Annotated in this window: 23 protein-coding genes and 1 tRNA gene; 18 read left to right on the plus strand and 6 right to left on the minus strand. The window is 70.9% G+C overall.

The features are described 5' to 3' along the window. Nucleotides 1-5 precede the first annotated feature (5 nt). A complete protein-coding gene (locus tag ACTXG6_RS11820; protein ID WP_445187823.1) occupies nucleotides 6-1,163 on the plus strand; it encodes an acyl-CoA dehydrogenase family protein in 1,158 nt (385 codons plus the stop codon). 605 nt (nucleotides 1,164-1,768) lie between these two features. Here the strand turns inward: ACTXG6_RS11820 and ACTXG6_RS11825 are convergent. Together ACTXG6_RS11825 and ACTXG6_RS11830 are read right to left on the minus strand one after the other, a co-directional pair. Next, nucleotides 1,769-3,310, minus strand: coding sequence for a tyrosine-type recombinase/integrase (locus ACTXG6_RS11825; RefSeq protein WP_445187824.1), 1,542 nt, complete (start codon nucleotides 3,308-3,310; stop codon nucleotides 1,769-1,771). Nucleotides 3,311-3,377: 67 nt separating this feature from the next. Further along, nucleotides 3,378-3,453, minus strand: a tRNA-Arg gene (locus ACTXG6_RS11830). 229 nt (nucleotides 3,454-3,682) lie between these two features. Here ACTXG6_RS11830 and ACTXG6_RS11835 point away from each other — a divergent pair. Then, a complete protein-coding gene (locus ACTXG6_RS11835; protein ID WP_445187825.1) occupies nucleotides 3,683-3,988 on the plus strand; it encodes a GIY-YIG nuclease family protein in 306 nt (101 codons plus the stop codon). Nucleotides 3,989-4,114: 126 nt separating this feature from the next. On the opposite strand, the gene ACTXG6_RS11840 is transcribed toward ACTXG6_RS11835, so the two are convergent. Further along, the gene (locus ACTXG6_RS11840) at nucleotides 4,115-4,819 is read right to left on the minus strand and encodes a winged helix-turn-helix transcriptional regulator (protein WP_445187826.1); all 705 of its coding nucleotides are present in this window, start codon (nucleotides 4,817-4,819) and stop codon (nucleotides 4,115-4,117) included. A gap of 107 nt (nucleotides 4,820-4,926) precedes the next feature. On the opposite strand from ACTXG6_RS11840, the gene ACTXG6_RS11845 reads away from it, so the two are divergent. The 8 genes from ACTXG6_RS11845 to ACTXG6_RS11880 all read left to right on the plus strand — a co-directional run bounded on the left by ACTXG6_RS11845 (nucleotide 4,927) and on the right by ACTXG6_RS11880 (nucleotide 11,882). Further along, complete coding sequence (locus tag ACTXG6_RS11845; RefSeq protein ID WP_445187827.1) at nucleotides 4,927-5,385, plus strand: cupin domain-containing protein; 459 nt, start codon at nucleotides 4,927-4,929, stop codon at nucleotides 5,383-5,385. A gap of 164 nt (nucleotides 5,386-5,549) precedes the next feature. Continuing rightward, nucleotides 5,550-6,026, plus strand: coding sequence for a glycosyltransferase (locus ACTXG6_RS11850; RefSeq protein ID WP_445187828.1), 477 nt, complete (start codon nucleotides 5,550-5,552; stop codon nucleotides 6,024-6,026). A gap of 199 nt (nucleotides 6,027-6,225) precedes the next feature. Next, entirely contained in the window at nucleotides 6,226-6,444 is a 219-nt protein-coding gene (locus ACTXG6_RS11855; RefSeq protein ID WP_445190352.1) for a hypothetical protein, read from the plus strand. Between the two features lie 222 nt (nucleotides 6,445-6,666). Continuing rightward, a complete protein-coding gene (locus ACTXG6_RS11860; protein WP_445187829.1) occupies nucleotides 6,667-6,897 on the plus strand; it encodes a three-helix bundle dimerization domain-containing protein in 231 nt (76 codons plus the stop codon). A gap of 818 nt (nucleotides 6,898-7,715) precedes the next feature. Continuing rightward, the gene (locus ACTXG6_RS11865; RefSeq protein ID WP_445187830.1) at nucleotides 7,716-9,152 is read left to right on the plus strand and encodes an FAD-binding oxidoreductase; all 1,437 of its coding nucleotides are present in this window, start codon (nucleotides 7,716-7,718) and stop codon (nucleotides 9,150-9,152) included. A gap of 287 nt (nucleotides 9,153-9,439) precedes the next feature. Continuing rightward, nucleotides 9,440-10,330: a bifunctional 5,10-methylenetetrahydrofolate dehydrogenase/5,10-methenyltetrahydrofolate cyclohydrolase gene (locus tag ACTXG6_RS11870; protein WP_445187831.1), complete on the plus strand. Its 891-nt coding sequence runs from the start codon at nucleotides 9,440-9,442 to the stop codon at nucleotides 10,328-10,330. After that, nucleotides 10,327-10,983, plus strand: coding sequence for a 5,6-dimethylbenzimidazole synthase (gene bluB / locus ACTXG6_RS11875; RefSeq protein ID WP_445187832.1), 657 nt, complete (start codon nucleotides 10,327-10,329; stop codon nucleotides 10,981-10,983). Before ACTXG6_RS11870 ends, bluB begins: the two co-directional genes overlap by 4 nt. A gap of 11 nt (nucleotides 10,984-10,994) precedes the next feature. After that, nucleotides 10,995-11,882 (plus strand): lytic murein transglycosylase, encoded by an 888-nt coding sequence (locus ACTXG6_RS11880; protein WP_445187833.1) that lies wholly within the window; start codon nucleotides 10,995-10,997, stop codon nucleotides 11,880-11,882. A gap of 63 nt (nucleotides 11,883-11,945) precedes the next feature. Here the strand turns inward: ACTXG6_RS11880 and ACTXG6_RS11885 are convergent, their stop codons facing one another. Then, entirely contained in the window at nucleotides 11,946-13,118 is a 1,173-nt protein-coding gene (locus ACTXG6_RS11885) for a metallophosphoesterase (protein ID WP_445187834.1), read from the minus strand. Between the two features lie 147 nt (nucleotides 13,119-13,265). Here ACTXG6_RS11885 and ACTXG6_RS11890 point away from each other — a divergent pair, with 147 nt between their 5' ends. The 4 genes from ACTXG6_RS11890 (at nucleotide 13,266) to ACTXG6_RS11905 (ending at nucleotide 19,120) form a co-directional block, all read left to right on the plus strand. Further along, a complete protein-coding gene (locus tag ACTXG6_RS11890; protein ID WP_445187835.1) occupies nucleotides 13,266-14,147 on the plus strand; it encodes an NAD(P)-dependent oxidoreductase in 882 nt (293 codons plus the stop codon). A 270-nt stretch (nucleotides 14,148-14,417) separates the two neighbouring features. Further along, nucleotides 14,418-15,110 carry a response regulator transcription factor gene (locus tag ACTXG6_RS11895; RefSeq protein WP_445187836.1) on the plus strand — a complete coding sequence of 231 codons (693 nt, stop codon included), beginning with the start codon at nucleotides 14,418-14,420 and terminating at the stop codon, nucleotides 15,108-15,110. Nucleotides 15,111-15,117: 7 nt separating this feature from the next. After that, a complete protein-coding gene (locus tag ACTXG6_RS11900) occupies nucleotides 15,118-16,884 on the plus strand; it encodes a sensor histidine kinase (RefSeq protein ID WP_445187837.1) in 1,767 nt (588 codons plus the stop codon). A 253-nt stretch (nucleotides 16,885-17,137) separates the two neighbouring features. Next, entirely contained in the window at nucleotides 17,138-19,120 is a 1,983-nt protein-coding gene (locus tag ACTXG6_RS11905) for a trypsin-like peptidase domain-containing protein (RefSeq protein WP_445187838.1), read from the plus strand. 357 nt (nucleotides 19,121-19,477) lie between these two features. On the opposite strand, the gene ACTXG6_RS11910 is transcribed toward ACTXG6_RS11905, so the two are convergent. Both ACTXG6_RS11910 and ACTXG6_RS11915 read right to left on the minus strand, forming a co-directional pair. Then, complete coding sequence (locus tag ACTXG6_RS11910) at nucleotides 19,478-20,263, minus strand: class I SAM-dependent methyltransferase (protein WP_445187839.1); 786 nt, start codon at nucleotides 20,261-20,263, stop codon at nucleotides 19,478-19,480. Beyond that, nucleotides 20,260-20,988, minus strand: a complete 729-nt coding sequence (locus tag ACTXG6_RS11915) for a TIGR04282 family arsenosugar biosynthesis glycosyltransferase (protein ID WP_445189979.1) — start codon at nucleotides 20,986-20,988, stop codon at nucleotides 20,260-20,262. Before ACTXG6_RS11915 ends, ACTXG6_RS11910 begins: the two co-directional genes overlap by 4 nt. 231 nt (nucleotides 20,989-21,219) lie before the next feature. Between ACTXG6_RS11915 and ACTXG6_RS11920 the strand changes: the two genes are divergently transcribed. The 4 genes from ACTXG6_RS11920 (at nucleotide 21,220) to ACTXG6_RS11935 (ending at nucleotide 24,080) form a co-directional block, all read left to right on the plus strand. Continuing rightward, the gene (locus tag ACTXG6_RS11920; protein WP_445187840.1) at nucleotides 21,220-21,963 is read left to right on the plus strand and encodes a response regulator transcription factor; all 744 of its coding nucleotides are present in this window, start codon (nucleotides 21,220-21,222) and stop codon (nucleotides 21,961-21,963) included. 5 nt (nucleotides 21,964-21,968) lie between these two features. Beyond that, nucleotides 21,969-23,024 (plus strand): sensor histidine kinase, encoded by a 1,056-nt coding sequence (locus tag ACTXG6_RS11925; protein ID WP_445187841.1) that lies wholly within the window; start codon nucleotides 21,969-21,971, stop codon nucleotides 23,022-23,024. Nucleotides 23,025-23,134: 110 nt separating this feature from the next. Further along, complete coding sequence (locus ACTXG6_RS11930) at nucleotides 23,135-23,629, plus strand: MogA/MoaB family molybdenum cofactor biosynthesis protein (protein ID WP_445189980.1); 495 nt, start codon at nucleotides 23,135-23,137, stop codon at nucleotides 23,627-23,629. A gap of 16 nt (nucleotides 23,630-23,645) precedes the next feature. After that, complete coding sequence (locus ACTXG6_RS11935; protein ID WP_445187842.1) at nucleotides 23,646-24,080, plus strand: hypothetical protein; 435 nt, start codon at nucleotides 23,646-23,648, stop codon at nucleotides 24,078-24,080. Nucleotides 24,081-24,223: the final 143 nt, after the last annotated feature.

A 24,223-nucleotide genomic window follows, 5' to 3' on the forward strand; every position in this document is an offset into this window, starting at 1 on the left:
AGCTGATGATTTCGTTCGCGTTCACCGACGAGCAAGAGGCATACCGGGCCGAGCTCGCTCGCTACGCCCGCACACGGCTGCTGCCGGCCTACCGGCGACGGGCGGAGAGTACGGAGTTCTCCTGGGAGGCCCACAAGGAGCTGGCCGCCCTCGGCGTACTGGGCATCGGCCTGCCGGAGGAGTACGGCGGCGCCGGAGCCGATTCGCACGACCCGGTGACGCTGGGCCTGGTGACCGAGACGCTGGCCTACGGCGACGTCAACGTGGCCGCCGCGCCGGTGCAGAGCGGGCTGGTCGCCGCGCAACTGGCCGAGGGTGGCTCGCGGGAGGCCTGCGAGCGCTACATCCCTGAATTGGTGGCCGGCGACGCGGTGTCGGGTATCGCGGTCACTGAGCCGGGCTCGGGGTCCGACGCGGCCGGGATGCGGACCGTGGCAGTGCCGGTTGCCGGCGGGTGGTCGTTAACCGGGGAGAAGATCGCCATCACGCATGCCATGTGCGCATCGACCATGCTGGTCTACGCGCGGCACCCCGGCTCGACCCGTTCGCGGGGCATCAGCTGCTTCCTGCTGCCGATGGACGCTACCGGGGTGACTCGGGGCCACATGCCCGGTATGGGGTGCCTACCGCTGGGCTGGGGCTCGATCGCCATGGACGGGGTGTTCGTGCCGGAGGAAAACCTGGTCGGTGAGGAGGGCCGGGGTTTTGCCTCGGCGATGCATCACTTCGAGTTCTCCCGCTCCGCGTTGGGCCTTCTCTGCCTCGGTGCCGCCAGGGCGTCCCTTGATGAGGCGGCACGCTATGCCCAGCAGCGGGAGGCATTCGGGCAGAAGATCGCCGAATTCCAGGGCGTGTCGTTCCCGCTGGCCGAGCACGCAACTTACCTGGAGGCGGCCCGCTGGCTGTGTTACCGGGCCTTGTGGGCCCGCCAGGTCGGCCAACCGCACACCGACCTGGCCGCGATGAGCAAGTGGTGGGCGCCCCAGGTGGCGCTCGATGCGATACAGGCAGCCATGAAGATTCACGGCAATCTCGGCTACTCCTGTGAGTTCCCGATCCAACAACGTTTCCGCGACGTCATGGCCTACCTGGTCGCGGACGGTACGTCAGAGATCCAGAAGCGGATCATCGCCCGGGCCGTCCTGGCGAAGACTGTGAACTGATCGCGGGACCCGAGCCTCGGCACCGGGCCGCTCGGGGTCTGTGGCGAGCAGGCCGTGGTGGGTAGGGAGGTGCTAACCTTTCGCGCGATTGATCATGCTGGGCTGCCCCGGGTGCTTTGGACCGACGTGGTCGCGCCCGGGCGGGCTGTCGCCGATCGCGGAGTGAAATGTGTCGGGGGAGTCCGCGGCGTTGGCTGCGGCGCGGACAACGCAACCCATTCGTACCGCGCGATAGCCGTGAGCACGTTCGTGCTCGCCGAGTTGAGTTCGTGACCAATCGGCGGCTCTGCCACTGTCCGCGACTCGTGGTGCTCTGGTCACCCGATGCTGTCGTCGGCACTCCCTCGAGTGTCAGATAAGGATGAGGTGGGGCCGCGTCCTACGGCCCCACCTCGATGTCGTGACCAATCAGCATGCGCCTGCTTCGAAGTCCTCGACCGCAAGAACGTAGCAGATTACCTACATTATGGGCAACGGAGTCGCGTTGAATGTAGGCGATCTGCACGAGTCAGAGTCTCCGACGGAGGCCGCTGAGCCGGCCCGGATGTGAACCGCTTTGCCTGACAGGCTGGGCGTCATCGCGCAGTTGACGTCCGGTGGTGGGCCTATGACTGAATTGCTGCCACGGTGGCTCGTCGGCCTCGGCTGGCGGCCGCGAGGCCCGCGGCGGTGAGGTGCGCCATCGCGCGGTGGGCGGTGCCGACGGAGACGTTGTAGCGCGTGGCGATGTCTTTGATGGTCGGTAGCTGGTCGCCCGGCTTGAGGGCCCCACAGGTGATGGCGCCGCGTAGGTCGGCGGCGATGCGCTGGTAGGGGGCGTCGCTCTCGTCGGATTGTGCTGGGCCGCGGCCAACGGCAGGAGTCGTCATCGCGTCGAGGTCAAGCGGTACGGCCGGCATACGGCTGCTCCAACTCCCAGCCGCTCGTTGGTCCGCCTCGGAGACCCATGCGGAGTAGACGCGCAACGTGGTCGCCCCGCCACCTCCGTGGCCGAGGCGGCCGGCGACGGTTCGGACATCCGCGCCGGCGGCGATGAGTTCAGTTGCTGAGTAGTGCCGCAGTTGGTGCAGGTGCATGTCCCAGCCGAGGCGGGCGCACATCCGCCGGTATCTCTGGGTCACTGTGCTGGGCTTGAGCCACGTGCTGTGGTCGAGGTCCGGGGAGAAGACTCGCGCGTCGGGAGCGATGGTGACGCCGAGTTCGGCGGCGGTAGCGCCGCAGTGTTCGCGGTACGCGCGCAGCACTGTCACGGTGGCCTGGTCGAGGGCGATCCGCCGATGCTGGTGGTTCCTGGTGTCCTTCTCCCAGGTCTTCGCGTCGAGCTGAGCGATGCTGGTACGGATCGAAAGGACGGCGTTGTCGAGGTCGAGCCGGTCCCAACGCAGCGCGCACAGCTCACCGCGGCGAGCTCCGGCCGTCATGGCGAGCCAGACGAATGTGCCCCAGGCGGGATCCTTGAACGCCTCTTTGATGATCGCGGCGGCTTGTCCGGGACTGGGCGGGTCCGGGTCGTGGTGCACTGTCCTGGGGGGCTCTGCCTGCTCGAGCGGGTTGACCGTGAGCCAGCGCCAGCGCAGCGCCCTTGTCAGCGCGCCGCTGAGTATGCCGTGGACTTGGCGGATCGACGAGGTGGCGAGCGGTCGGCAGACATGCGGCTTGCAGCGCTCGTCGCAGTCGTGTTCGCCTTGCGAGCTGTGTTCGAGGAACGGTCGACCGGAGCAGTGGGTCCGGCAGGTGCGCAGGATCAAGTAGAAGGAATCGAGGGTCTCGCCGTCCAGCCGGCCGACCGGTAACTCGCCGAGTAGCGGGCGGATGTGGTTACGGATGTAGCCCTCGTAGCTTCGTCGTGTGGTCGCGTCGACGTTGAGCAGCTCGAGATACCGGTCCATCAATTGGTCGACCGTGGCTTTGGTCCGCGGGTTGCGCTGTTCGTTCACCTGATTGACCAGCCGGGTGCGCGCCTTCTCCGCTTCCTTTCGCGCTGTTGGGCCGGCTGGGATCACCTCGGTGAGGTAGTGCCGCTTATCTGTGAGGGGGTCGATCCCGGCGTATACCTTCACTCGCATCGAACCGCTCGGGAGCGCCTCGATCTCGCCGCGCTGGCGGCGGCTAGCCGACCTGGTCCGTGGTGCAGCCAGGATGCGCATTCTAAGCGGTTCGCACCACGTATAGCACCATGAACTTGGCTCAAGATCGACGATCAGTGCTCTGAACTGGTGCCCCCGGCAGGATTCGAACCTGCGACGCACGGTTTAGGAAACCGATGCTCTATCCCCTGAGCTACGAGGGCCTACGGCGAACATCCTAGCTGCGTAGCGGGGGTGTCCTGTCTCGGCCGGGGTGGTCGCGGGGGAGGCGCTGGTCACGGCCGTTTCGCAATGGTTTCGCGCTCTCCGTGTTTGTGATCCCGCCACGCGCCTCGGCCTCGGTGGTGATCTCCGCGCGGCGCGGTGCAACCCTACCGGGCTGCGATCGGCCTGCCGGTTGACGGATGGGGAAGGCGGGTGTGTTGTTGGGCTGTGCCGGTCGTCTACAAGATCACCTATCCGAACGGGAAGATCTACATCGGCCAGGATCGCACGGACACGTTCAACTACTTCGGCAGTGCGGATAGCAAGTTGATCGAGAAGGATTTCACGGCCGATCAGCGGCGCGACTTCACCATCAGGAAAGAAATCCTCTGGGAGTCGTCCACCGCGTCGCGTGCCGAGGTGGCACAGATTGAGTTGCAGTTCATCCGGAGCATGCGATCCAACGACCCGTTGGTGGGCTACAACCAGTGGCCCAGATATAGCGGCGCGTCGGAGATCTCCCCGGTGCGGTGAGCCATCAGCTTGGGAACCAGGGTGATTGCCCGGCATGCCGGCGCTGACCTGCGGCCGGTGGTGGACCTGGTTGTCCGTGAGTGACCCCAGTTGGCCGCCCTTCTGGGCGCGTTGTGGGCACGACCGTCACCGACTTCCGGTGAGCGTTGCACGGTGAGCGGAGGTGCCCGGAATGTGGGCGGCGAACGGGCTGTGCCGGATCCAGGTCGTGAAATCGTGGGCCAGCGATGGTGGACCTTCGAGCTGGAGGCGGCCGCACCGCATGGCGTCGGGATAGCTGGTCCGGGTGAGGTGGAGGTCGACCAGGCAGGCGGTGTCCGTACGTGCCACCAGGTCCTCTGTGTAGCCGATCCCTCGGGTGCACAGTTCCGGTGTCGGCCGGCGCAGGATCAGCCAGTAGTGCTCTGCGGGCCGGTCGCGCAGATCGAAGCGGACGACCACGGTGCGGTCGGGAAGCCGGTCCACATCGACCAGCTTCGTCGTCGCCCACAGCGCGTACGACGGTTCCAGATGATGTGGCTGAATCTCCAACCAGCGGGCGCCCCATTGACCCAGAGCGTCGCACACCGGCTTCATGGCGAGGCCCATCTCGGTGAGTCGATACCACCGGCCCCGACCGGTCTGCGCCGGCTCGCTGGCCACCAGCCCGGCCCGTTCGAGCGCGTGGAGCCGGTCGGCGAGGAGGGCGGTCGAGATACCCGGCGCGCCCTGCCGGATCTCGGTGAAGGTGCGGCAGCCGACCATCAGGTTGCGCAAGATCACCGGTGTCCAGCGCTGCGCGAACAGCTCTGACGCCCGGGCGATCGGGCAGAACTGACCGTAGGTTGGCATGCCGCCAGCGTCCGCCGGTCGGTCCGACCGCACAACTTCAGTTTTTGAGCATTGGGTACCGCAGCCCCCGCGCGAAGCTTGTGCCGACTCGAAAGGCGGTGGGCCGGATGCTCATCTTAGGACAGGGACATGTCGTGCAGCCCGGCGACGGGCGGATCGTCGAACTAGGCGTGACCCGCATGCGGGTGCTCGCTGCCGGGCAGGACGTCACCCGGGGATCGTTCACTCTCGCCGAGTTCACCGGCCCGAAGGGCCCGTGGACAGTGCCCCATCTGCATCGCGGGATGGAGGAGTCGTTCTTCGTGCTCGACGGTGAGTTCACGTTGACCGTCGGGGACCAGGAGGTCACCGCCGGCCCCGACGGGTTCGTGATGGTCCCACGCAACACCCCGCACGTGTTCGCCGCCACCACCGATCAGGCGCGCTGCCTCGTGTTGATGGTGCCCGGCGGGTTGGAGGAGATGTTCTACGAGCTCGGCGGGCTGGGCGCGGACAGCATCCGTGATCCGGCCGTGCGTGCGGCGATCTCCGCACGATATGACTCGGTCCCCGTGCAGATGGGTTGATTCGAGTCGCGCCAGTACCCGAAAGCCCAACTCTGACCCGGGCTTTCGGGTGTGGAGCGGATGACGGGAATCGAACCCGCGTTCTCAGCTTGGCAGGGTGACCGCCCGCCGAACAGGGCCTGACCTGCATCGCGGCTTTGTCCCGGCTGTCCGTGAGTGACCCCGTGCGACCCGCCCTCGAGCAGGGCCAGGCCGACCTGCTGCAGAGGTGCGTCGACGCGGTCGCGCAGTTGCCGGTGAACGCCGTCGTGACGACCGGACCGGCGATCGACCCCGCGTCCGTGACCGCAGGCGCCACCACCCAGGTAGTGCGGTACGTGCCGCACGCGGAGATCCTGCCGTCGGCGTCACTGGTGATCACCCACGCCGGCGCCGGCACCACGATGGCCGCGCTCGGCCACGGTGTGCCGCTGCTGTGTACGCCGATGGGCCGCGACCAGTTCTTCAACGCCGAGCGGGTCCACGCCCTCGGGGCAGGCCGGATACTGATGCCGGATGCCGACAGCGACGCCATCGCGAAGGCCGCAACAGACATCCTCGCGGACAGCCGCTTCACCGCCGAGGCGAAGCGCATGGCCGACGTGATCAGCGGCTACGGCGGTGCCGGACGCGCCGCCACAGCGCTCGAAGCCCTCACCTGACGAGCCGAATTGCGCATAGCCGACGAGGACACCGGGCGCCGGGACACCGTTCACTTCCGCGCCCGAGTCCCGCCGCGGCGAGGACGACCCGCACGACCCCGAGCGCGGCCATCCAGGAAGTCGCGTCCGCGAGCGTCCTGATCGTGAGCGCCGCGAGCAGCACCGCGAAACGACGTCGCCCCCACCGCTCGTGCCCGCGGTGATCGCCGCCTACCACGACCTGTGGAAGGTAGAGAAGTCGTTCCGGATGAGCGACAGCGACCTGCGCGCCCGCCCGATCTTCCACCACCAGCGTGACCCGATCGAGGCGCACTTGGCCGTGGTGTTCGCCGCGCTCGCGGAGGCCCGATCGCCGGGTGGGCCACGCGCAGCCTGGGCGGGTAGGCGGCTGAGCACTGTCGATGAACACTCGTCGTAGCGGGCACGGGACGCTGTGGGCGCTGGCGGGCATCCATGAATTCCTGCTAGCTGGTAGGGCAGATGGGCACTGACCGCAACGACACATCTCCGGCGGATCGTCAGTCTGGGCCGTGACAAGTGGCGTACCTCGGAGCGGCGTCTTCCGCTCGGCTGAGCTGCGCGGTGTTCGTTCCGAGTCGTCCACTGTCGTGGCACCTCTTCAACCGGCAGGACGCCCCCGATGACACAAGCGCTCAGGCCGTCCATCAGAGATCCAGAAGCGCAGATCTCGCAACAGCTCAGCGAGGCCCAGGATCGGCTAGTTGATCACTACGCTGAGCGCAGTGACATCACCGAAGATCATGTACGCCAGACATTCCGACTAGTGTCCGAACGCTTTCTGCGCGCCAAGATTCGCACGTTTCTCCCGATCTTGATCGAGCGCGCAACCCGGCAAGAGTTGGAACACTGATGTTCGAACGCTTGTTTCCACCCCGCGATTCTGGTCGGCAACTGAGCCTTGAGCCGGCCCGTTTTGGAAAGCGATATGAAACAATTGGCACTTAGCTCCCCGCGAGTCCCACTGGACTACTCCGTTACCTATCTACCGATCTTCATCACCGATGCCGTCGGCCCGATCGCGGCGGCCCCGGGCGCGCTCACGTTCAAGGTTCGAGACTGGATCCGTTCCACGGCGGACCGGGCCTCTCCGGGGGTGAGGCGCAGGTCGGCGGCTCGACTACCGCTCCCCGTCGCGGTGTCCGAGACAGCGCACCCCACGCCGCCGGTGTCTGAGTTCGTCTACTTCCTCGCCGAGGAGGGCCACGTTGAAGGCCTACTCGACCAGCACGTCTGTAGCGATTCCGGCGTGTGTACCGGCTGTGGTAAGGCGTGGCCATGCAACTGGCGCAGACTGACAGATCAGGCCCTTGAAATTAGCTCCGCTACGCGCATAGGCCGGCACTCGGTAGGGCTGCTGGAGGCGCGCAGATCTGCGAGGGTCGAACTCATCGTAGGTAGCGAAGAGACACGTGAGCGTCCTAAGTAGATTCTTCTGGGCGCCGACCCGCGGGCCCCTTCGGGATGCCCGCTCATGAAGCGGGCGGTCCGCCGGCAACCCCCCTCTGCCGGCGGACCGCCCGCCTCCCCCGAACAGACGATGACTCGGCGTTTATCTGCTCGGTACTCTCAGCCGTTCACGGTCCGTGACTGCGTTCAATCCCTCGCCGCCGCCCGGTGGCGTGATCACTCACACCCTGGCTCGCGTAGCCAGGCAAGGGGATGACCAGCGTGACCGTGACCGTGACCAAGCCTGACGGCTCGCAAGAATCATTGTCCGACGACACCCTGAACGAGCTGAATACGCAGCTCAGGGGCCAGCTCGTGACGTCCACCGATCCCAAGGCCGCTGAGGAACCCACGGAGACTTGGAACGCGATGTACCAGGACAGGGCCGCTCTGACTGCCCGGTGCAGCGGAACGGCCGACGTGGTGGACGCGGTCAATTTCGCCCGGGAACGCGGGCTGCTCGTCGCGGTGCGTGGTGGCGGGCACTCGGTGGCAGGGCTGTCGACCGTCCGTGACGGCATGATGATTGATCTGTCCGCCATGCGCGGTGTGCAGGTCGACCCGGAGCGCCGGCTGGCTCGGGTGCAGGGCGGCGCGTTGCTCGGCGACGTCGATCGGGAGACGCAGGCATTCGGGCTGGCGACGCCGCTGGGCAGGGTGTCCGAGACCGGCGTGGCCGGCTTGACGTTGGGCGGCGGCTACGGTCATCTGAACGGCAAGTACGGGCTGTCCTGCGACAACGTGGTCGAGGCGCAGGTGGTGTGCGCGGATGGCGAGGTCCGCACCGCCTCAGCGGAGAGCAACCCGGATCTCTACTGGGCAATTCGCGGCGGTGGGGGCAATTTCGGTGTCGTCACTTCGTTCACCTTCCGGCTGCACCCGGTGGGCCCGATCGTCGGCTTCGCCGGGGTGTTCTACCCGCTGGAAGATCTCGCCGATGTCGAGCGGCGTTGGCGCGACCACGTCAGCACAGCGCCGGACGAGGTGACCTCCTTCATCGTCACGATGACGTTCCCGGCCGCGCCTGAGATGCCCGAGGTCATCCACAACCGGCCGGTGGCGATCGTGGCCGGCGTGTACTCCGGGGACGCCGAGGAGGGCATGCGTGTGCTGCAGCCGCTGCGGGAACTCGGGACGCCGCTGTTCGACCTCTCTCAGCCCATGCCGTACGCGGCGGTACAAGCCGCCTTCGACCCGTTCTTCCCCCGCAACACGCTGCGCGCTTACTGGAAATCCCAGTACCTCGACGAGCTCTCGGACAACGCCATCGACGCCATCGCCGCTCGCGCTCAGGACCGTCCGGGCCCGATGACCCTGGTTAACACGTACCGCCTGGGTGGCGCGGTGCACGCCGTCCCGCCCGAAGACACCGCCTTTGCGGAACGCTCGTCGCCGTACATGGTCTCCTTCGACACCATGTGGTCGGACCCCAGCCAGGACGCCACGGCGATCGCCTGGGGTCGGGCCGCGTGGGACGAGATGACCAAGTACGGCAACGGCAGCGTCTTCCTCAACTTCACCGGCCGGACCGATGAGCCGCTCCAGGCAGGCGTGGACAGCGCGTTCGGACGCAACGTTCGGCGACTGGGCCGGATCAAGGCGGCCTACGATCCGGACAACCTCTTCCAGCTCAACAACAACATCATCCCCACGGGGTAACGAACAACGGCGGACCGGGCGCGCGGCTGCGTGCCTTGATCGACGGGGCCTGAGCGCGCCGTTCTGTCAAGGACGCGCGGGTCGCGCACCTGTTCGCACCCACCCGATCGAGGCAGTCAGCTCGTTCTTCCTCCCCTGGCTGGCGTCCAACTTCCTCTCCGGCCCCACTCACGTGCCGGTCCGGTCCACCCCGAGCGCACTTCTCGGCGGCTGACCGACCAGCCGGCCTGGGCCCTTCGCGCCCGCGACCCCTACGGTGACGGGGAGTCCCACGCCGAGGAGCCTGAATGCCTGACCCCGCCAACCCCGAACCGACCACCGCACGGATGCTCGCCGGTGCCCCCGTTGCCGAGCGCGTGCTCGCCGACGTCGCTGCCCGGGCCGACGCGCTGCGCGCCCGAGGCGTGACGCCGAGCCTGGCCACCATCCTGGTCGGCGACGACGACGCGAGCGCCGGTTACATCCGGATCAAGCAGCGGCAGGCCGCCGAGCTGGGCTTCACCTCCCCGCACGCGCACCTGCCGGCCGACGCCACCCAGGCCGACCTGCTCGCCGCCGTCGGGGAGTTCAACGACGACAAGACCGTGCACGGGCTGCTGGTGCAGTACCCGGTGCCAGGCCACCTCGACTACGACGCGGCGCTGTCCGCGATCGACCCGGACAAGGACGTCGACGGCATGCACCCGGTCAACATGGGCCGCCTCGCGCTCGGGCTGCCGGGCCCGCTGCCGTGCACCCCGGCCGGCATCGAGGAGCTGCTCGCGCACTACGAGATCCCGGTCTCCGGCAAGCACGTCGTCATCCTCGGCCGCGGCCCGACACTCGGCCGCCCGCTGGCCATGCTGCTCGCGCAGAAGCGGCCGACCGCGAACGCCGCGGTCACCGTCGTGCACACCGGTGTGCCGGACTGGGCCGAGTACACCCGCAAGGCCGACATCCTGGTCGCCGCCGCCGGCGTGCCGGGCATCATCCAGCCCGAGCACGTCAACCCGGGTTCGGTCGTCATCGGCGGTGGGGTGCGCTACTCCGGCCGGCGACTGCTGCCGGACGTCGACGAGGCCTGCAACGAGGTGGCCGGCGCGATCACGCCACGGGTCGGCGGGGTCGGCCCGACCACCGTGGCCATGCTGTTCCGCAACGCGGTGAGCGCCGCCGAGCGGGCCGTCGGATCGACGTGAGCGTCACGCCGACCCAGCTGTCCCGCGACCTATACGACGTGATCAACAGGCGGCGGGACGTGCGGGGCCAGTTCACCGGCGAGCCGTTGGCGGCAGGTGTGCTGGACCGGGTGCTCGAGGCGGCGCACGCCGCGCCCAGCGTCGGCCTGAGTCAGCCCTGGGACTTCGTGCTGGTCAGTGACGATCGGACGAAGCTCACGTTCCGGGACCACGTGCGGGAGCAGCGGGATAGCTTCGCCGAGACGCTGGACCGCGAGCGCCGCGAACGGTTCGCCGGGATCAAGATCGAAGGGATCCTGGAGTCGACGCTGTCGGTGGTGGTCAGCTACGACGCGAGCCGGGGCGCGCCGGCGGTGCTCGGCCGGCACTCGATCCCGGACGCCGGCCTGTACTCGGTGTGCCTGGCCATCCAGAACCTGTGGCTGGCGGCCACCGCAGAGGGTCTCGGGGTCGGCTGGGTGTCGTTCTACCGCGAGCCGTTCCTGGCCTCGCTGCTCGGCATGCCGGCCGGGGTACGCCCGCTCGCCTGGCTCTGTCTGGGGCCGGTGACCCACCTGGAAACGGTGCCTGACCTGGAACGACACGGCTGGCGCTCCCGGCGGCCATTGGCTCAGGCGGTGCACCACGGGCGGTGGGGTGAGCACACCGACTAGCGTCGGCGTACGTGGTTGTCCCTGTGGTGCGCCGGTTCGCCGGTGCGGTTGCGTTGGTGCTGTTGGTGGCGGGTTGCTCGTCGGGCGGGGGGCCCGTTGCGCCGCCGGAGGGGTGCCCGGCCGCCGGCCCCGCCGCGCTGGCCTGTGAGATCCGCGCCGGGGACGCCGTGGTCCACGACCCGGCCGCCAGTCCTGAGGCACTCGCCGACGCCGGCCGGCGCACCCAGGACGCCTACCAGGACCTCGGTGACCACCCGGAATGGGACGCCGCCGTCATCGCCGCCGTGGGCCCGGGGCTCGGCGGGCAGACCCAGCACGCCGTCACCGCGTACCGCGCGCTGACCTCGCTGAACGGTGGGCCGAGCGCGCTGCTGCCGGCCTGGCGGGTGGTCGACCCACTGCCCGCCGGGCAGCTGCGCGGTTACTACGACGCCGCGCAGCACCGGTTCGGGATCCCGTGGACCGTGCTCGCCGCGGTCAACCTGGTGGAGACCCGGATGGGCCGGGTGGTCGGGTTGTCGTCGGCCGGGGCGCAGGGGCCGATGCAGTTCATGCCGGCCACCTGGGCGGCCTACGGCCTCGGCGGCGACGTCTGGAACCCGCGCGACTCGATCATGGGGGCGGCGAACTACCTGGCCGCGAATGGTGGGGCTTCGGCCGGCGGGCTGGACCGGGCGCTGCGGCGTTACAACAACGACGTCCGCTACGTGCGTGCCGTCCGCGAGTACGCCGCGATGATGGTCGCCGACCCGCGCGCGTTCATCGGGCTACGTGCCTGGCCGGTGGTGTACCGGACGGTGGCCGGCGACGTGCCGTTGCCCACCGGGTACGCCTCGGCCCGCCGGATCCCGGTCGCCGAGTGGCTGGCCACGCACCCGGTCACCCCCGGCTCGCGGTGACTCGGGCTGACGGAATCCCCGACTCGGGCTGACGGAATCCCCGACTCGCGGGGGTCTGGCGGGTCAGACCTTGCGGCCGGAGCGCAGGGTGAGCAGGGTGATCTCCGGCGGGGCCCCGACCCGGACCGGCGGGCCCCAGAAGCCGACACCCCTGGTGACGTACAGCCAGGTGCGGCCCACCCGGGTCAGCCCGGCGAGCACCGGCTGGTCCAGTAGCACCAGGTAGCCGAACGGAAGCAGCTGCCCGCCGTGGGTGTGCCCGGAGATCTGCAGGTCCACGTCCGCGCGGGAGGACTGGTCGATCAACACCGGTTGGTGCGCGAGCAGTACCACCGGGCGTGCCGGATCCCGCCCGGCCAGCGCCTTCGCCAGGTTCGCGCCGTGTCCCGGCTCGCCGGAACGCGCCGCCGTCCGGTCGTCGATGCCGGCCAGGTCCAACGTCGGCGAACCCGCCCCGCCGCCCCACCGCCCGACCGGCACCCGCTGGTTGCGCAGCACCCGCACCCCGAGCGTCGGCAGGAACTCGCACCACTGCTCGGCGTCGTAGAAGTACTCGTGGTTGCCGGTGACGAAGAACGTCGGCCCGACCAGGTTGCGCAGCGGGGCCGCCGCCGGGCCGAGTTCGGCCACCGTGCCGTCGGTCAGGTCGCCGACGATGGCCACCAGGTCCGGGCTCTCGTCGTTGACCCGGCGCACCAGGTCGGCCAGGAAGGGGCCCCGGTTGATGACGCCGAGGTGGATGTCGGCCAGCACGGCGATGGTCATCCCGTCCAGCGCGGGGTCCAGCTTGTCCAGGGTGACCTCGCGGCGGACCAGCTGGGGCACCCGCGCCTGCTTCACGCCGTAGCCGACGGTGCCGCCGGCGATCAGCACCGCGGCGCCGCCGAAGATCCTGGCCATGGCGCGCCGCCGCCCGGGGTCCAGTCGCCGCCGGATCAGGCGCCGGGGGATTTCGACGATCACGAGCACCAGCGCCGAGTACAGCCCGACCGCCAACCACAGGTAGCCGACCCAGTTCAGCACCACGATCTCGGTCGGTGTGACCCTCGCGGCCATCGCCGGCGGCAAGACCCTGAGCAGCAGGAACGCGGCGACCGTGCTGGCCCCGAGCACCAGCAGCAGCAGAAACCCGAGCACCCGCCAGCGCGCGCGGGCCGCCGTGCTGTGCACCAGCCGCCAGTACAGATACAGGTGCAGGAGGACGACAACTAGCGCGACGACGAGCAGGAAGGTCACCCTCCCGATCATGCCGGTGGGGGTGTCGCCGGCACAGACCCAGTACCACCCGCACAGCCCGTGCAGGGTCTGTGCGGCCTGTACGAGGTCTGTGCGGCGGTTCGGGCGGTTCGGGCGGTTCGGGCGGGTCGGCCTAGGGTCGGGGGTATGAGTGACAAGGTGACTGTGGCGCTGCTGGGGACCGGGATCATGGGCGCCGGGATGGGCCACAACCTGCTCAAGGCGGGCCTGCCGCTGCGGGTGTGGAACCGTTCCCCGGAGAAGGCCGAGCCGCTCGCGGCGGCCGGCGCGCGGCTGGCGGACACGCCCGCCGAGGCGGTGACCGGCGCGGATGTGATCGTCACCATGGTGAAGGACGGGCCGGCTGTCGCGCAGGTGATGGACGACGCGGCACCCGGCCTGCGCGCGGGCCAGGTGTGGGCGCAGACCACCACGGTCGGGGTGCGCGCCGCCGAGGAGCTCGCCGCGCTGGCCGAGCGGCACGGACTGATCGTGGTCGACTCCCCGGTCATGGGTACCCGGGCACCCGCCGAGTCGGGCGACCTGCTGGTGCTCGCCGCCGGGCCGCGGGAGGCCCGCGAGCCACTGACCCCGGTGTTCGACGCGATCGGCCGGCAGACCCTCTGGCTCGCCGAGGACCCGGCCGGTGCGGCCGCCAGCCGGCTCAAGCTGGTGCTCAACGGCTGGGTGTTGACGGTCACCGGCGGCGCCGGCGAGGCGCTCGCGCTGGCCCGCGCGCTGGGCGTGGACCCACAGGCGTTCCTGGACGGGATCGCCGGCGGCCCGCTGGACTCGGGCTACCTCCGGGCCAAGGCGGCGGCCATCCTGAACGAGGACTGGGCGCCGAACTTCACCGTCACCAACGCGGGCAAGGACGCCGACCTGGTCGTCGAGGCCGGCCGGGACAACGGGGTGCGGCTGGACATCGCCGAGGCCGTCGCCGCCCGCATGCACCGGGCCGAGGACCTGGGGCACGGTGAGAAAGACCTGGCGGCGGCCTACTTCGCCAGCTTCGGGCCGGACGCGTAGGGAGTGTCTGGTGGATCTATGCCGAGCGAGCGGTGATCCAGGCGGTGGCTCGCAAGGCTTGTGTCGTCTTCGGAGGGGGCGATACCGGGGTTGTATCGGCCCCGACGAGAACGCCGCGAGGCGTCGCCTGGGCGCCGCGCAGCCGGCTGGATGATCCATCAGACGCTCCCTAGGACCGTTACCCGGTCGGATGGATCTCACGGCAACCTCGTACTTCAATCGAGGCATGCTCTCAGGCGACTCACAGATGCCCGGTTCACACTGAGTGTCATGCGCATTCTCGTGGTCGACGACGACCGGGCCGTCCGTGAGTCGTTGCGCCGTTCGCTGGCGTTCAACGGCTACCAGGTCGACCTGGCAACCGACGGCCAGGCGGCGCTCACGGCGGTGAGCATGGCCCGGCCGGACGCAATGGTGCTGGACGTGATGATGCCCAGGCTGGACGGTCTGGAGGTCTGCCGGCGCCTCCGTGGCACCGGGGACGACCTGCCGATCCTGGTGCTCACCGCCCGGGACGCCGTGTCCGACCGGGTGGCCGGGCTGGACGCGGGCGCCGACGACTATCTGCCCAAGCCGTTCGCGCTGGAGGAGCTGCTGGCCCGGTTGCGGGCGCTGCTGCGGCGCCAGCTGGGCGGCGGCGAGTCCGGCCCGGAGTTCACCCCGCTCTCCTTCGCGGACCTCTCGCTCGACCCGGAGACCCGCGAGGTGAAACGGGGCGAGCGGCAGATCAGCCTGACCCGCACCGAGTTCTCCCTGCTCGAGCTGCTGCTGGCGAACCCGCGCCGGGTGCTCACCCGCAGCCGCATCCTGGAGGAGGTCTGGGGCTACGACTTCCCGACCACCGGCAATGCGCTCGAGGTCTACATCGGCTACCTGCGCCGCAAGACCGAGCTGGAGGACGAGATCCGGCTGATTCACACTGTCCGCGGTGTCGGCTACGTCCTGCGCGAGACCGCGCCCTGATGTGGTGTTGAGAGCGGGTACCGGCGGCCTGGGGCCGCGCACCGACGGCGCCGAACCGGGAACCGGCGGCCGGGCGTCGAGGTCGGACGGCTTCGAACCGGAGACCGGCGAGTTCGACCTGGAGACGGGCGACTTCCGTTGCGACGACGGCGAGTTCGACCCGGAGACCGGTGAGTTCACGCCGCGCCCCGGCGGTGCGGCGGGGGACCGGGACACGCTGCTCGGTGCGGTTCCGCCGGCGGCTGCCGGCCCGGGGACGCACTCCGGCGGTCTGGCGTCGCGGGTCAGGTCACGGATTCGCGGCCTCCGCCCTCGGGTCGGCGCTGCGTGGCGCGGCGGCGGGGGCCCTAGATCACCCCGGCACCGCGCCAGGTCCGAGAATGCTGGCGTGCGATTGCGAGGCGTCGAGCTGCGGGCCCGCGCGTCCGAACAGATCTCGCTGCGGATGCGGGTGGCGCTGCTGGCCGCGATCATGGTCGGGTTGGCCACCGCGGGGATCTCGGCCGCCGCGTTCTGGGTGGTGCGCGCCTCGCTGTTCGCCGACCTGGACACCCAGCTGCACCAGCGCGCCGAAACCGTGGTGAACAGCGGCCTGCTGGCCAACCCGGCGAACCTGCCGGCCGCCGCGCTGTACGGCTCCGACGTGCGGGTCGCCCTGATCAACGCCCAGGGCACCCTGATCACCATCGCGCACTCACCGCCGCCGCCGGTCGGGGAACCGGAGCTGGAGGTCGCCTCCGCCGAACACCCCGACTCGCTGCGCACGGTCAGCGACGAGCGGGTGCTCGCGGTACCCACCGGCTCCAACGGGTTCGCCCTGGTGCTGGCCCAGCCGCTGGACCAGATCCGGCACACCCTCGGCGGCCTCGGCGTGGTGCTCGCGCTGGTCGGCGGCGCCGGTGTGGTGCTCGCCGGGCTGGCCGGGGCGACCGTGGCCGGCGCCGGGTTGCGTCCGGTGCAGCGGCTCACCGCGGCCACCGAGCGGGTCGCCAGCACCGGTGACCTGCGGCCGATCCCGGTCACCGGCAACGACGAGCTGGCCAGGCTGACGCACAGCTTCAACCTGATGCTGGGCGCGGTGGCGGCCGCGCAGGAACAGCAGCGCCGGCTGGTCGCGGACGCCGGGCACGAGCTGCGTACCCCGTTGACCTCGCTGCGCACCAACGTCGAACTGCTCGTCGCGTCCAGCGAACCCGGCGCGCACGCGCTGCCCGAGGCCGACCGCAGGGAGATCTTCGACGACGTGCGCGGCCAGATCGAGGAGCTGACCACGCTGGTCGGCGACCTCGTCGAGCTGGCCCGCGACGATGCGCCGCAGGCCGTGCACGAGCCGGTGGAGCTGGTCGACGTGGTGGAGCGGTCGCTGCAGCGGGCCAAGCGCCGCGCCGGCGAGGTGCGCTTCGAGAGCCGGCTGGTGCCCTGGACACTGCTCGGGGACGCCACCGCGTTGGAGCGCGCCGTGCTGAACCTGCTGGACAACGCGGTGAAGTGGAGCCCGCCCGACGGTGTCGTGCGGGTCGGGCTGCATCCGGTCGGCGACGGCACCGCGATGCTGGAGGTCGCCGACGGTGGCCCCGGGATCGCCGACGACGACCTGGTCAAGGTGTTCGACCGCTTCTACCGGGCCACCGAGGACCGCAGTCGGCCCGGTTCAGGGCTCGGCCTAGCCATCGTGAAGCAGGTCGCGGAGCGGCACGGCGGTTCGACGAGGGCCGGACGCAGCGCACAGGGCGGTGCGCTGCTCGCGGTGCAACTGCCCGGTCAGCCCGGCTGAGCCGGTCGGGACGGCAGCGCGGGCCCGGATGGGCCAGCGCAGGGGAGACAGGAGGGTGAGCGCAGGTCACCGCGACCGCACGCATGCCCTAACACCGGGCTGGGCGGGTGATGTTTGCAGGGTCTGCGTACGCGCGGCCGCACGGAGTCCTACTCTCGGCGGCTAAGGCTTGTCCGGTGCTCCACGCATCTCGTTGTGTGCGGGCGTCGGCTGGGTCGTCCATCCAGCCGCTTTCGCGAACCATGGTGAGGGTATGGCCCACGACGAGACACCAGGGCAGCGCGACGACGCGGTCCAGCCCGTAACGCCCCCCGCCGGTACGCCGGCCGGGGCCGAATCCGGTCCGGGATCCGGGACCGGGGCGAGCGCCGCCGCCGGGTCCTCGGCCGAGTCCGATGCCGTGACCGGCTCGTCGGAGCACGGCGACGAGGCCGCCCCGTCGGCCGGGTCCGGCTGGGCCGCCCCAGCCGCTCCCGGTGGGGCTGACGAAGCCGCGCCGGCCGCCGGCTCCGGCTCCGCCACTACCGACGCCGTCAGCAGCTCGGGCGTCGCGGCGGACTCCGCCCCGGACGCCGGCGGTGACCCGCGCCCGGCCGACCCGACCAGCTCGATCGACGCGACCGGGCCCATCGAGTCGAGCGGGGTAGACGGCTCGACCGGTGCCGCCACGGACCACGCGTCGCCGAGGGCCGAGCCGCCGTCACCGTGGGCACCTCGGGCGCAGCACGACCCGTCGGCTCAGCAGGGTGGGTCGCCTCAGGGGGTGGCGCCGCAGGTCGGCGCGCCGTCCCCGTACGCGCCGCCGTACCAGTCTCCGCCCGGTTCGCCGGCGTACCAGCCGGCGCCGGCCGGCGCGGCCTTCCAGCCGTATCCCAACTTCGACGGCCCGACGCAGCGCTACCCGGGCGGGCCGTACCAGCCGACCCAGCAACTGCCCGGCACCGAGACCGGCCAAGGCACCCAGGGCGCGGCAGATCCCACCCAGGGCGGCGTCGCCGGCAATGGCCAGCCCGGCCCGGGGCAGCCCGGCTACCGGCTGTTCAGCGGCCCCGCCGAGCAGGACCGCCAGCCCGACTCCCGGCGTAAGTGGATCTTTGCCGGTCTGGCGCTCGCGCTGGTCGGCGCGCTGGTCGGCGGGGGGCTCGGCGGCATGATCGGCTACCAGGTCGCGGCCAACGGCGGCCGGCTCAGCGTGCTCGATGCGCCGTCGCCGGATGCCGACTCCACCGCCGCGCCGCCGACCGCCGTGGAGCAGGTCTCCCAGCGGACGCTGCCGACCGTGGTCCAGATCCGGGTCACCTCCGGGCGGCAGGCCGGCGCGGGATCGGGCATGGTGCTCAGTCCGGACGGCCTGATCCTGACCAACAACCACGTCGTGTCGTTGGCCGCCAACGGTGGAACCCTGAACGTGCTGTTCCAGGACGGCAAGGTCGTGCCGGCCAAGATCATCGGTCGGGACAAGACCTTCGACATCGCGGTGGTGAAGGCGCAGAACGTGTCGGGCCTGCAGCCGATCACGCTCGGCAACTCGGACTCGGTACGGGTGGGTCAGGCGGTGATCGCGATCGGTTCGCCGCTCGGTCTTGGCGGCACCGTGACCAGCGGCATCGTGAGCGCGCTGGACCGGGCGGTCTCGGTCGGCGGTGACGACGACACGCCGCCGCCGCCGGCCCCGAGGCTGCAGCCGGGCCCCGGGCCGGGCCTCGGCGTCCCCACGCCGGACCCGAACCAGAACAGCAGCGAGGTACTGAACGCGATCCAGACCGACGCATCCATCAACCCCGGTAACTCCGGCGGACCGCTGGTCGACCTGGAGGGCAAGGTCATCGGCATGAACACCGCGATCGCCAGCCTGGCCTCCAGCGGGCAGGGTGGTTCGGTCGGCCTTGGCTTCTCCATCCCGATCAACCAGGTCAAACGGGTCGCCCAGGAGCTCGAGCAGACCGGGCACGCCACCAAGGCGGTGATCGGCGTCAAGATCGAGACCCGGAACCAGTCCGGTCAGTCGGGTGGCATCTCCCAGGCCGTGGTCGTCGACGTCGGCCCGGGCAGCCCGGCGCAGCAGGCGAACCTCAAGGTGGGTGACGTGATCGCCAAGGTGGACCAGCGGCCGGTCACCTCGGCCGACGAGGTGGTCGCCGCGGTGATCAGTCATGCCCCCGGGGACAAGGTGGTCATGACGCTGGGCGACGGCCGCACGCTGCCGGTCACGCTCGGCGGACAGCCGAGTAGCTGATCAGAGCGGGGCGCCGGGCGGGTCCCGGCCCAGCGCCGGAGCAGTCCGGCACCTGAGAGGCATGTGGCGGACGGTGGCGCTGAGACAAAACCTGAGGCCACCGAGGTCACCTTTCGAAAACACCCTCAATTTCGTTGCGCCGAATCCGCCATTTGCGGGTACCGTGAGCGTTATCCAGCCAGTCCAGGCCCGCTAGCGCGGTTTCTGGGCGCACAGACGCCGCGCCGGCGTAGGTCCCCCCTCCCCACGCCGGCGCGGCTCCTTAATGTCTGGGGCAGGTTCCCCCGCGTGACGTCCGCCGCGTTTGCTCCTCCGTCGTGCCTGGTCACAGCCTTGCCGCCAGCATGGCTGAGCTGCTCAGCCGGCTGGGCGCAGCTCGGCGAAGGCACGGCGGCGGTTGCGCACCCGGCACAGTCGCAGGCCGGCGGCCGAGGCGACGTCACCGATCGCGTCCACCCCGACCACGGCCCACGGGAACCAGGTGCCCGTCGTGCCACCGGGCTGGACCACCCGGGCCGGGCCGCACCAGAGTCCGGGCTCGGTGGCCAGTTCGACCAGTACCGAGCCCCGAGGGTCGAGCAGCCGGCGCACCCGGCTCAGCAGCGTCACCGGGTCCCCGCCGATGCCCACGTTGCCGTCGGCCAGCAGGGCGTGATGCCAGCGACCCTCGCCGGGCAGCGCCTCGAACAGGTTGCGGCGCAACGCCACCGCGCCCCGTCGGGCACACAGCTGCACGGCCAGCGCCGAGCTGTCCACCCCGAGCGCCGGTACGCCACGTTCGCTGAGGGCACGCACCAGCCGGCCGGGTCCGCAGCCGAGGTCGACGGTCGGGCCCCGGCAGCCGTCCAGCAGCCACCGGTCGGACCGCCCGGCGTCGGCCCGCCAGCGCCGCACGTGAAGTGTCCTGGTCCGCGCGCCGGCCCGGTCCAGTCGGCACGCCCGGCCGGCCAGCCCGGCGTCGAACTGGTCGATCCTCAGCTCGTCGGTGCCGTCGTTCTGGTTCACGTTCTGGTCGGTGCCGGAGACCTCGGCGAGCGGGAACTCGGCCCGGGAGACGTGGGCGCGGCTGTGGTGGGCGCGGCTGTGGTCGATCCAGGTGTGGTCGATCCAGGTGTGGTCGGCCCGGGTGTGGTCGAAGGTCACCGAGCTACCCCGGCGGGCCGGGACAGGAGGGCTGCGACCTCGGCGCTGAAACGGCGGCCGGCGCCGGCGGCGGCCACCGCGAGCGCGTCCTCGGCGGTGTCCACGTCGCGCAGTTCGGGCAACACCGCGACGGACAATCCGGCGGCGCGCAGGGCACGCAGGGTGGCTTCCCCGGTGTCCGGCCGCGAGGTCGGCACCGACGCGATCGCCTTGGCGGCCCGGGGGTCGCGCAGCCCGAGCGCCCACCAGCCACCGTCGGCGGCCGGGCCGAGCACCGCGTCCGGACCGACGGCGGCGGACAGCGGTGCCAACGCCTCGGCGAGGTTGGCGGCGGTGACCTGCGGGGTGTCCATGCCGATCTGCAGCAGCGGGCTGCCGGGTGCGTGATCCGCCCCGTCCGCGTGCGCCGCCGCGATGCGCTCGCCGAGGGTGTCGCCGCGTTGGTCGAACCGGGTCACCCGGCGCAGCGCCCTGGTCAGCTCGGCGCGGGACTCGGCGGCGGCGAGCGAACCGGTCCAGGCCACCAGTGGGAGTGCCCCGGGTACCGCGCACACCGCGTCGAGGGTGTCCAACAGGGCGGCCGCCGCGATCCGGGCCGCCTCGCGAGGGCTGGCCGGCGGACACAGCCGGGTCTTTGCCCGGCCGGCCACCGGTGACTTGGCGAGTACCAGCAACGCCGGGCCCGGTTGCCCGGACCGCCGGCCGCCGGGCGAGCCGGTGATCATTGACCTGATCATTCGCGCAGCCTATGAAGCGGCACCGGTTTCGGGGCGTGTTCCGATGCTTACGGAGTGATGACGTCGGGGATGCTAGCGGCCGCCGCGCCGGACCAGGTCGTAACGTGCCGGCGTGACCCCAGTGCCACCCGTTCGACACCTCGGTGACCCGCCCCGCTCCGCACCGGAGGGCCGCGGGGCCATGCTGACCTCGGTGAACCGGCCGAGGAGGATCGAGCGATGAGCACAGCCACCGGGCACATCCTGGTGATCGACGACGACCCCACGGTGCTGGACGTGGTCGCCCGCTACCTGAGCAGGGCCGGGTACCAGGTGTCGGTGGCACCGGACGGCGAGCTGGGCCTGAAGCTCGCGGCCGCCCGGTTGCCCGACCTGGTGGTGCTGGACCTGATGCTGCCCGGGCGCTCCGGGTTGGAGGTCTGTGCCGAGCTGCGGGCGCGCGCGCCGATCCCGGTGATCATGCTGACCGCGCTGGGCGAGGAGGAGGACCGGGTGGTCGGCCTCGAGCTCGGCGCCGACGACTACGTGACCAAGCCGTTCAGCCCGCGTGAGCTGGTGCTGCGGGTCGGTTCGGTGCTGCGGCGGTCCAGGGACGCGGTGGCCCCGGCGGTCGCCGCGCCGACCGTGATCGACGGCAACCTGGTGGTCGACGTGTCCGCCCGCCGTGCCGTGCTGGACGGCGGGGACCTGGCGCTCACGGTCCGCGAGTTCGACCTGCTGGCCTTCCTGATCCGCCATCCCGGCCAGGCGTTCGGGCGCCCTGAACTGCTGGAGAAGGTCTGGGGCTGGAGCTTCGGGGACCAGTCGACGGTGACCGTGCATGTGCGGCGGCTGCGCGAGAAGGTGGAGGTCGACCCGACCAACCCGCGCCGGATCAGCACCGTGTGGGGCGTCGGCTACCGCTACGACCTGCTGGACGGTTCCAGTGCCGGCTCCAGCGCCGGCGACGCCGAGGAACGGTGAGCTAGATGTTGACGGAGTTGGGTGCGGTCTGGTGGCCGGCGCTGATGTTCACCCTGCCGGTGGCGGTCGCCGGTGCGGTGGTGCTGCACTTCATGCGTCGGTACTCGATCACCGTCGCGGTGACCGTGCTGGTGCTCATCCCGGTAGTCGCCTCGCTGGTCGGGGTGCTCGCGGTGGGCAAGTTCATGCTCGACCCGCAGCTCAAGGACACCCTCGCGGTGTGCCTGGTGGTGGCCGCCGTGTCAGTGCCCGCCGGGCTGCTGCTCGGACGCGGGCTGGCCAGGGACAGCGTCTGGGAACGGGAGGCGCGGGAGCGGGAGCGCGCCGCCGAGTCGGCCCGCCGCGAGCTGGTCACCTGGATCAGCCATGACCTGCGCACCCCGCTGGCCGGCATCCGGGCGATGTCCGAGGCGCTGGCCGACGGGGTGGTCAGCGACCCCGCCGAGACCGAGCAGTACGCCCGCCGGATCGGCCGGGAGACCGAGCGGCTGGCCGGCATGGTGGACGACCTGTTCCAGTTGTCCCGGATCACCTCGGGGGCGTTGCGACTGACCCTGAACGCGGTGTCACTGGGCGAGGTGGTCTCCGAGGCGGTGGCCGCCGAGTCGGCCGGGGCGGCGCGCAAGGGCGTGAAGCTGGTCGCCGATCCCGACACCGACTGGCCGGTCGTGCGGGGCAGCGACCCCGAGCTGGCCAGGGTGGTGCGCAACCTGGTGTCCAACGCCGTGCGGCACACCCCGCCGGACGGCTCCGTGGTGCTCGCCGCCGGCGCCGAGGACGGCCAGGCGTGGCTGCAGGTGCAGGACGGTTGCGGCGGCATCCCCGAGCACGACCTGGACCGGGTGTTCGACGTGGCGTTCCGGGGCAGCGTGGCGCGCACCCCGCAGGACACCTCCGAAGGGCAGGCGGACATCGGCGCCGGGCTCGGGCTGGCCATCGCGCGTGGCCTGGTGGAGGCGCACGACGGGCGGATCGCGGCGTCCAACCACGGGCCGGGCTGCCGGTTCGAGGTGCGGTTGCCGCTGGCCGAACAGCTCACCGCCGGGACCCGAACATCCTGACCGGCCGGTCGAGAGCGTGTCGCGGGCCGCGCCGGAACCGGGGCGCGGTCGGTGACCATGAGGCGCGCCCGGGCGGCTCAGAGGCACCGACTACGGTATTCGACATGGAGATGGCACCACCTCGGATCGGGCGCGCGCTGGTCGTAATCGTGGACGATCGGGCGGCCCACGGTGAGCAATCTGACACCACAGGACCGCTGGTCACCGAGCTGCTCGAAGAGGGCGGCTTCGTAGTGGACGCGGTGGTCACGGTGCCCGGTGAGGCAGTGGCCATCCGCAACGCGCTGAACACGGCGGTGATCGGCGGGGTGGACCTGGTGGTCACGGTCGGCGGCACCGGGGTGTCCCCGCGCGACGTCACCTCGGACGCCACCGCCGGTGTGCTGGACCGCCCGATCCCGGGCATCGCGGAGGCCATCCGGGCGTCCGGGCTGGCCGCCGGTGCGATCGATGCCGGGCTGTCCCGTGGCCTGGTCGGCGTGTCCGGCAGCACCCTGGTGGTGAACCTGGCGGCGTCCCGCGCGGCGATCCGCGACGGCATGGCCACGCTCACCCCGCTGGCCCCGCACGTGATCGAGGAGCTCTCCGGGCTCGACGACGCCTGAGTTGAGGCGTCCCGCGTTGGCTACCGAACCCGGCGAGCGGAGCGAACGCGGCGAACCCGCTGTGGAACCGGCCGCGACGGCTGAGCTGGCGCCCCAGCTGGGCGGGCCTGAGGTGGGCGATCCCGCCGAGGTGACCGAGCGCGAAGTGGCCGGGGCCGAGGTGACCGAGCCCGAGGTGGCCGGACCCGAGGTGGCCGGACCCGAGGTGGCCGGGCCCGAGGTGACCGGGCCCGCCGAGGTGACCGAGCAGGCTGAACTGGGCGAGCCCGAGCAGGCTGGGCCTGAGCTGGGTGACGCGGTGCGGGCGGCCGCGAGGCGCCGTCGGCTGGCCGAGGTGTTCGGCGACGTATTGCCGGAGGCGACCAGTGACGACCGGTCCGAGAGTGGCCCGCCGGCCGGCGCGGATGACCGCTGGTACACCGAGAACCGGCCGCCGCACCACGGCGGCTAGGAGTTGATACCGCCGCACACATCGCGGTGCCGCCGCACACACTGCCCATCGTGTGTCCGGTGCTACCGGGATGTGTGCCGTGGCGGGGTGCGGAGGCGCGCGGGTTTGCGCTGGTCGGCGCGCTCCGCTGGATTTGGTAAACG

The sequence above is a fragment of the Pseudonocardia sp. Cha107L01 genome, assembly GCF_052566575.1.

What these genes read in the sequence shown, in the direction of transcription:
- ACTXG6_RS11845 (WP_445187827.1), top strand. Translation starts at nt 4,927, where the DNA reads ATGCTCATCTTAGGACAGGGACATGTCGTGCAGCCCGGCGACGGGCGG.
- ACTXG6_RS11870 (WP_445187831.1), top strand. Translation starts at nt 9,440, where the DNA reads ATGCCTGACCCCGCCAACCCCGAACCGACCACCGCACGGATGCTCGCC.
- ACTXG6_RS11905 (WP_445187838.1), top strand. Translation starts at nt 17,138, where the DNA reads ATGGCCCACGACGAGACACCAGGGCAGCGCGACGACGCGGTCCAGCCC.
- ACTXG6_RS11920 (WP_445187840.1), top strand. Translation starts at nt 21,220, where the DNA reads ATGAGCACAGCCACCGGGCACATCCTGGTGATCGACGACGACCCCACG.
- ACTXG6_RS11930 (WP_445189980.1), top strand. Translation starts at nt 23,135, where the DNA reads ATGGCACCACCTCGGATCGGGCGCGCGCTGGTCGTAATCGTGGACGAT.
- ACTXG6_RS11925 (WP_445187841.1), top strand. Translation starts at nt 21,969, where the DNA reads ATGTTGACGGAGTTGGGTGCGGTCTGGTGGCCGGCGCTGATGTTCACC.
- ACTXG6_RS11820 (WP_445187823.1), top strand. Translation starts at nt 6, where the DNA reads ATGATTTCGTTCGCGTTCACCGACGAGCAAGAGGCATACCGGGCCGAG.
- ACTXG6_RS11895 (WP_445187836.1), top strand. Translation starts at nt 14,418, where the DNA reads ATGCGCATTCTCGTGGTCGACGACGACCGGGCCGTCCGTGAGTCGTTG.
- ACTXG6_RS11890 (WP_445187835.1), top strand. Translation starts at nt 13,266, where the DNA reads ATGAGTGACAAGGTGACTGTGGCGCTGCTGGGGACCGGGATCATGGGC.
- ACTXG6_RS11840 (WP_445187826.1), bottom strand. Translation starts at nt 4,819, where the DNA reads ATGCCAACCTACGGTCAGTTCTGCCCGATCGCCCGGGCGTCAGAGCTG.
- ACTXG6_RS11915 (WP_445189979.1), bottom strand. Translation starts at nt 20,988, where the DNA reads ATGATCACCGGCTCGCCCGGCGGCCGGCGGTCCGGGCAACCGGGCCCG.
- ACTXG6_RS11825 (WP_445187824.1), bottom strand. Translation starts at nt 3,310, where the DNA reads ATGCGCATCCTGGCTGCACCACGGACCAGGTCGGCTAGCCGCCGCCAG.
- ACTXG6_RS11860 (WP_445187829.1), top strand. Translation starts at nt 6,667, where the DNA reads ATGACACAAGCGCTCAGGCCGTCCATCAGAGATCCAGAAGCGCAGATC.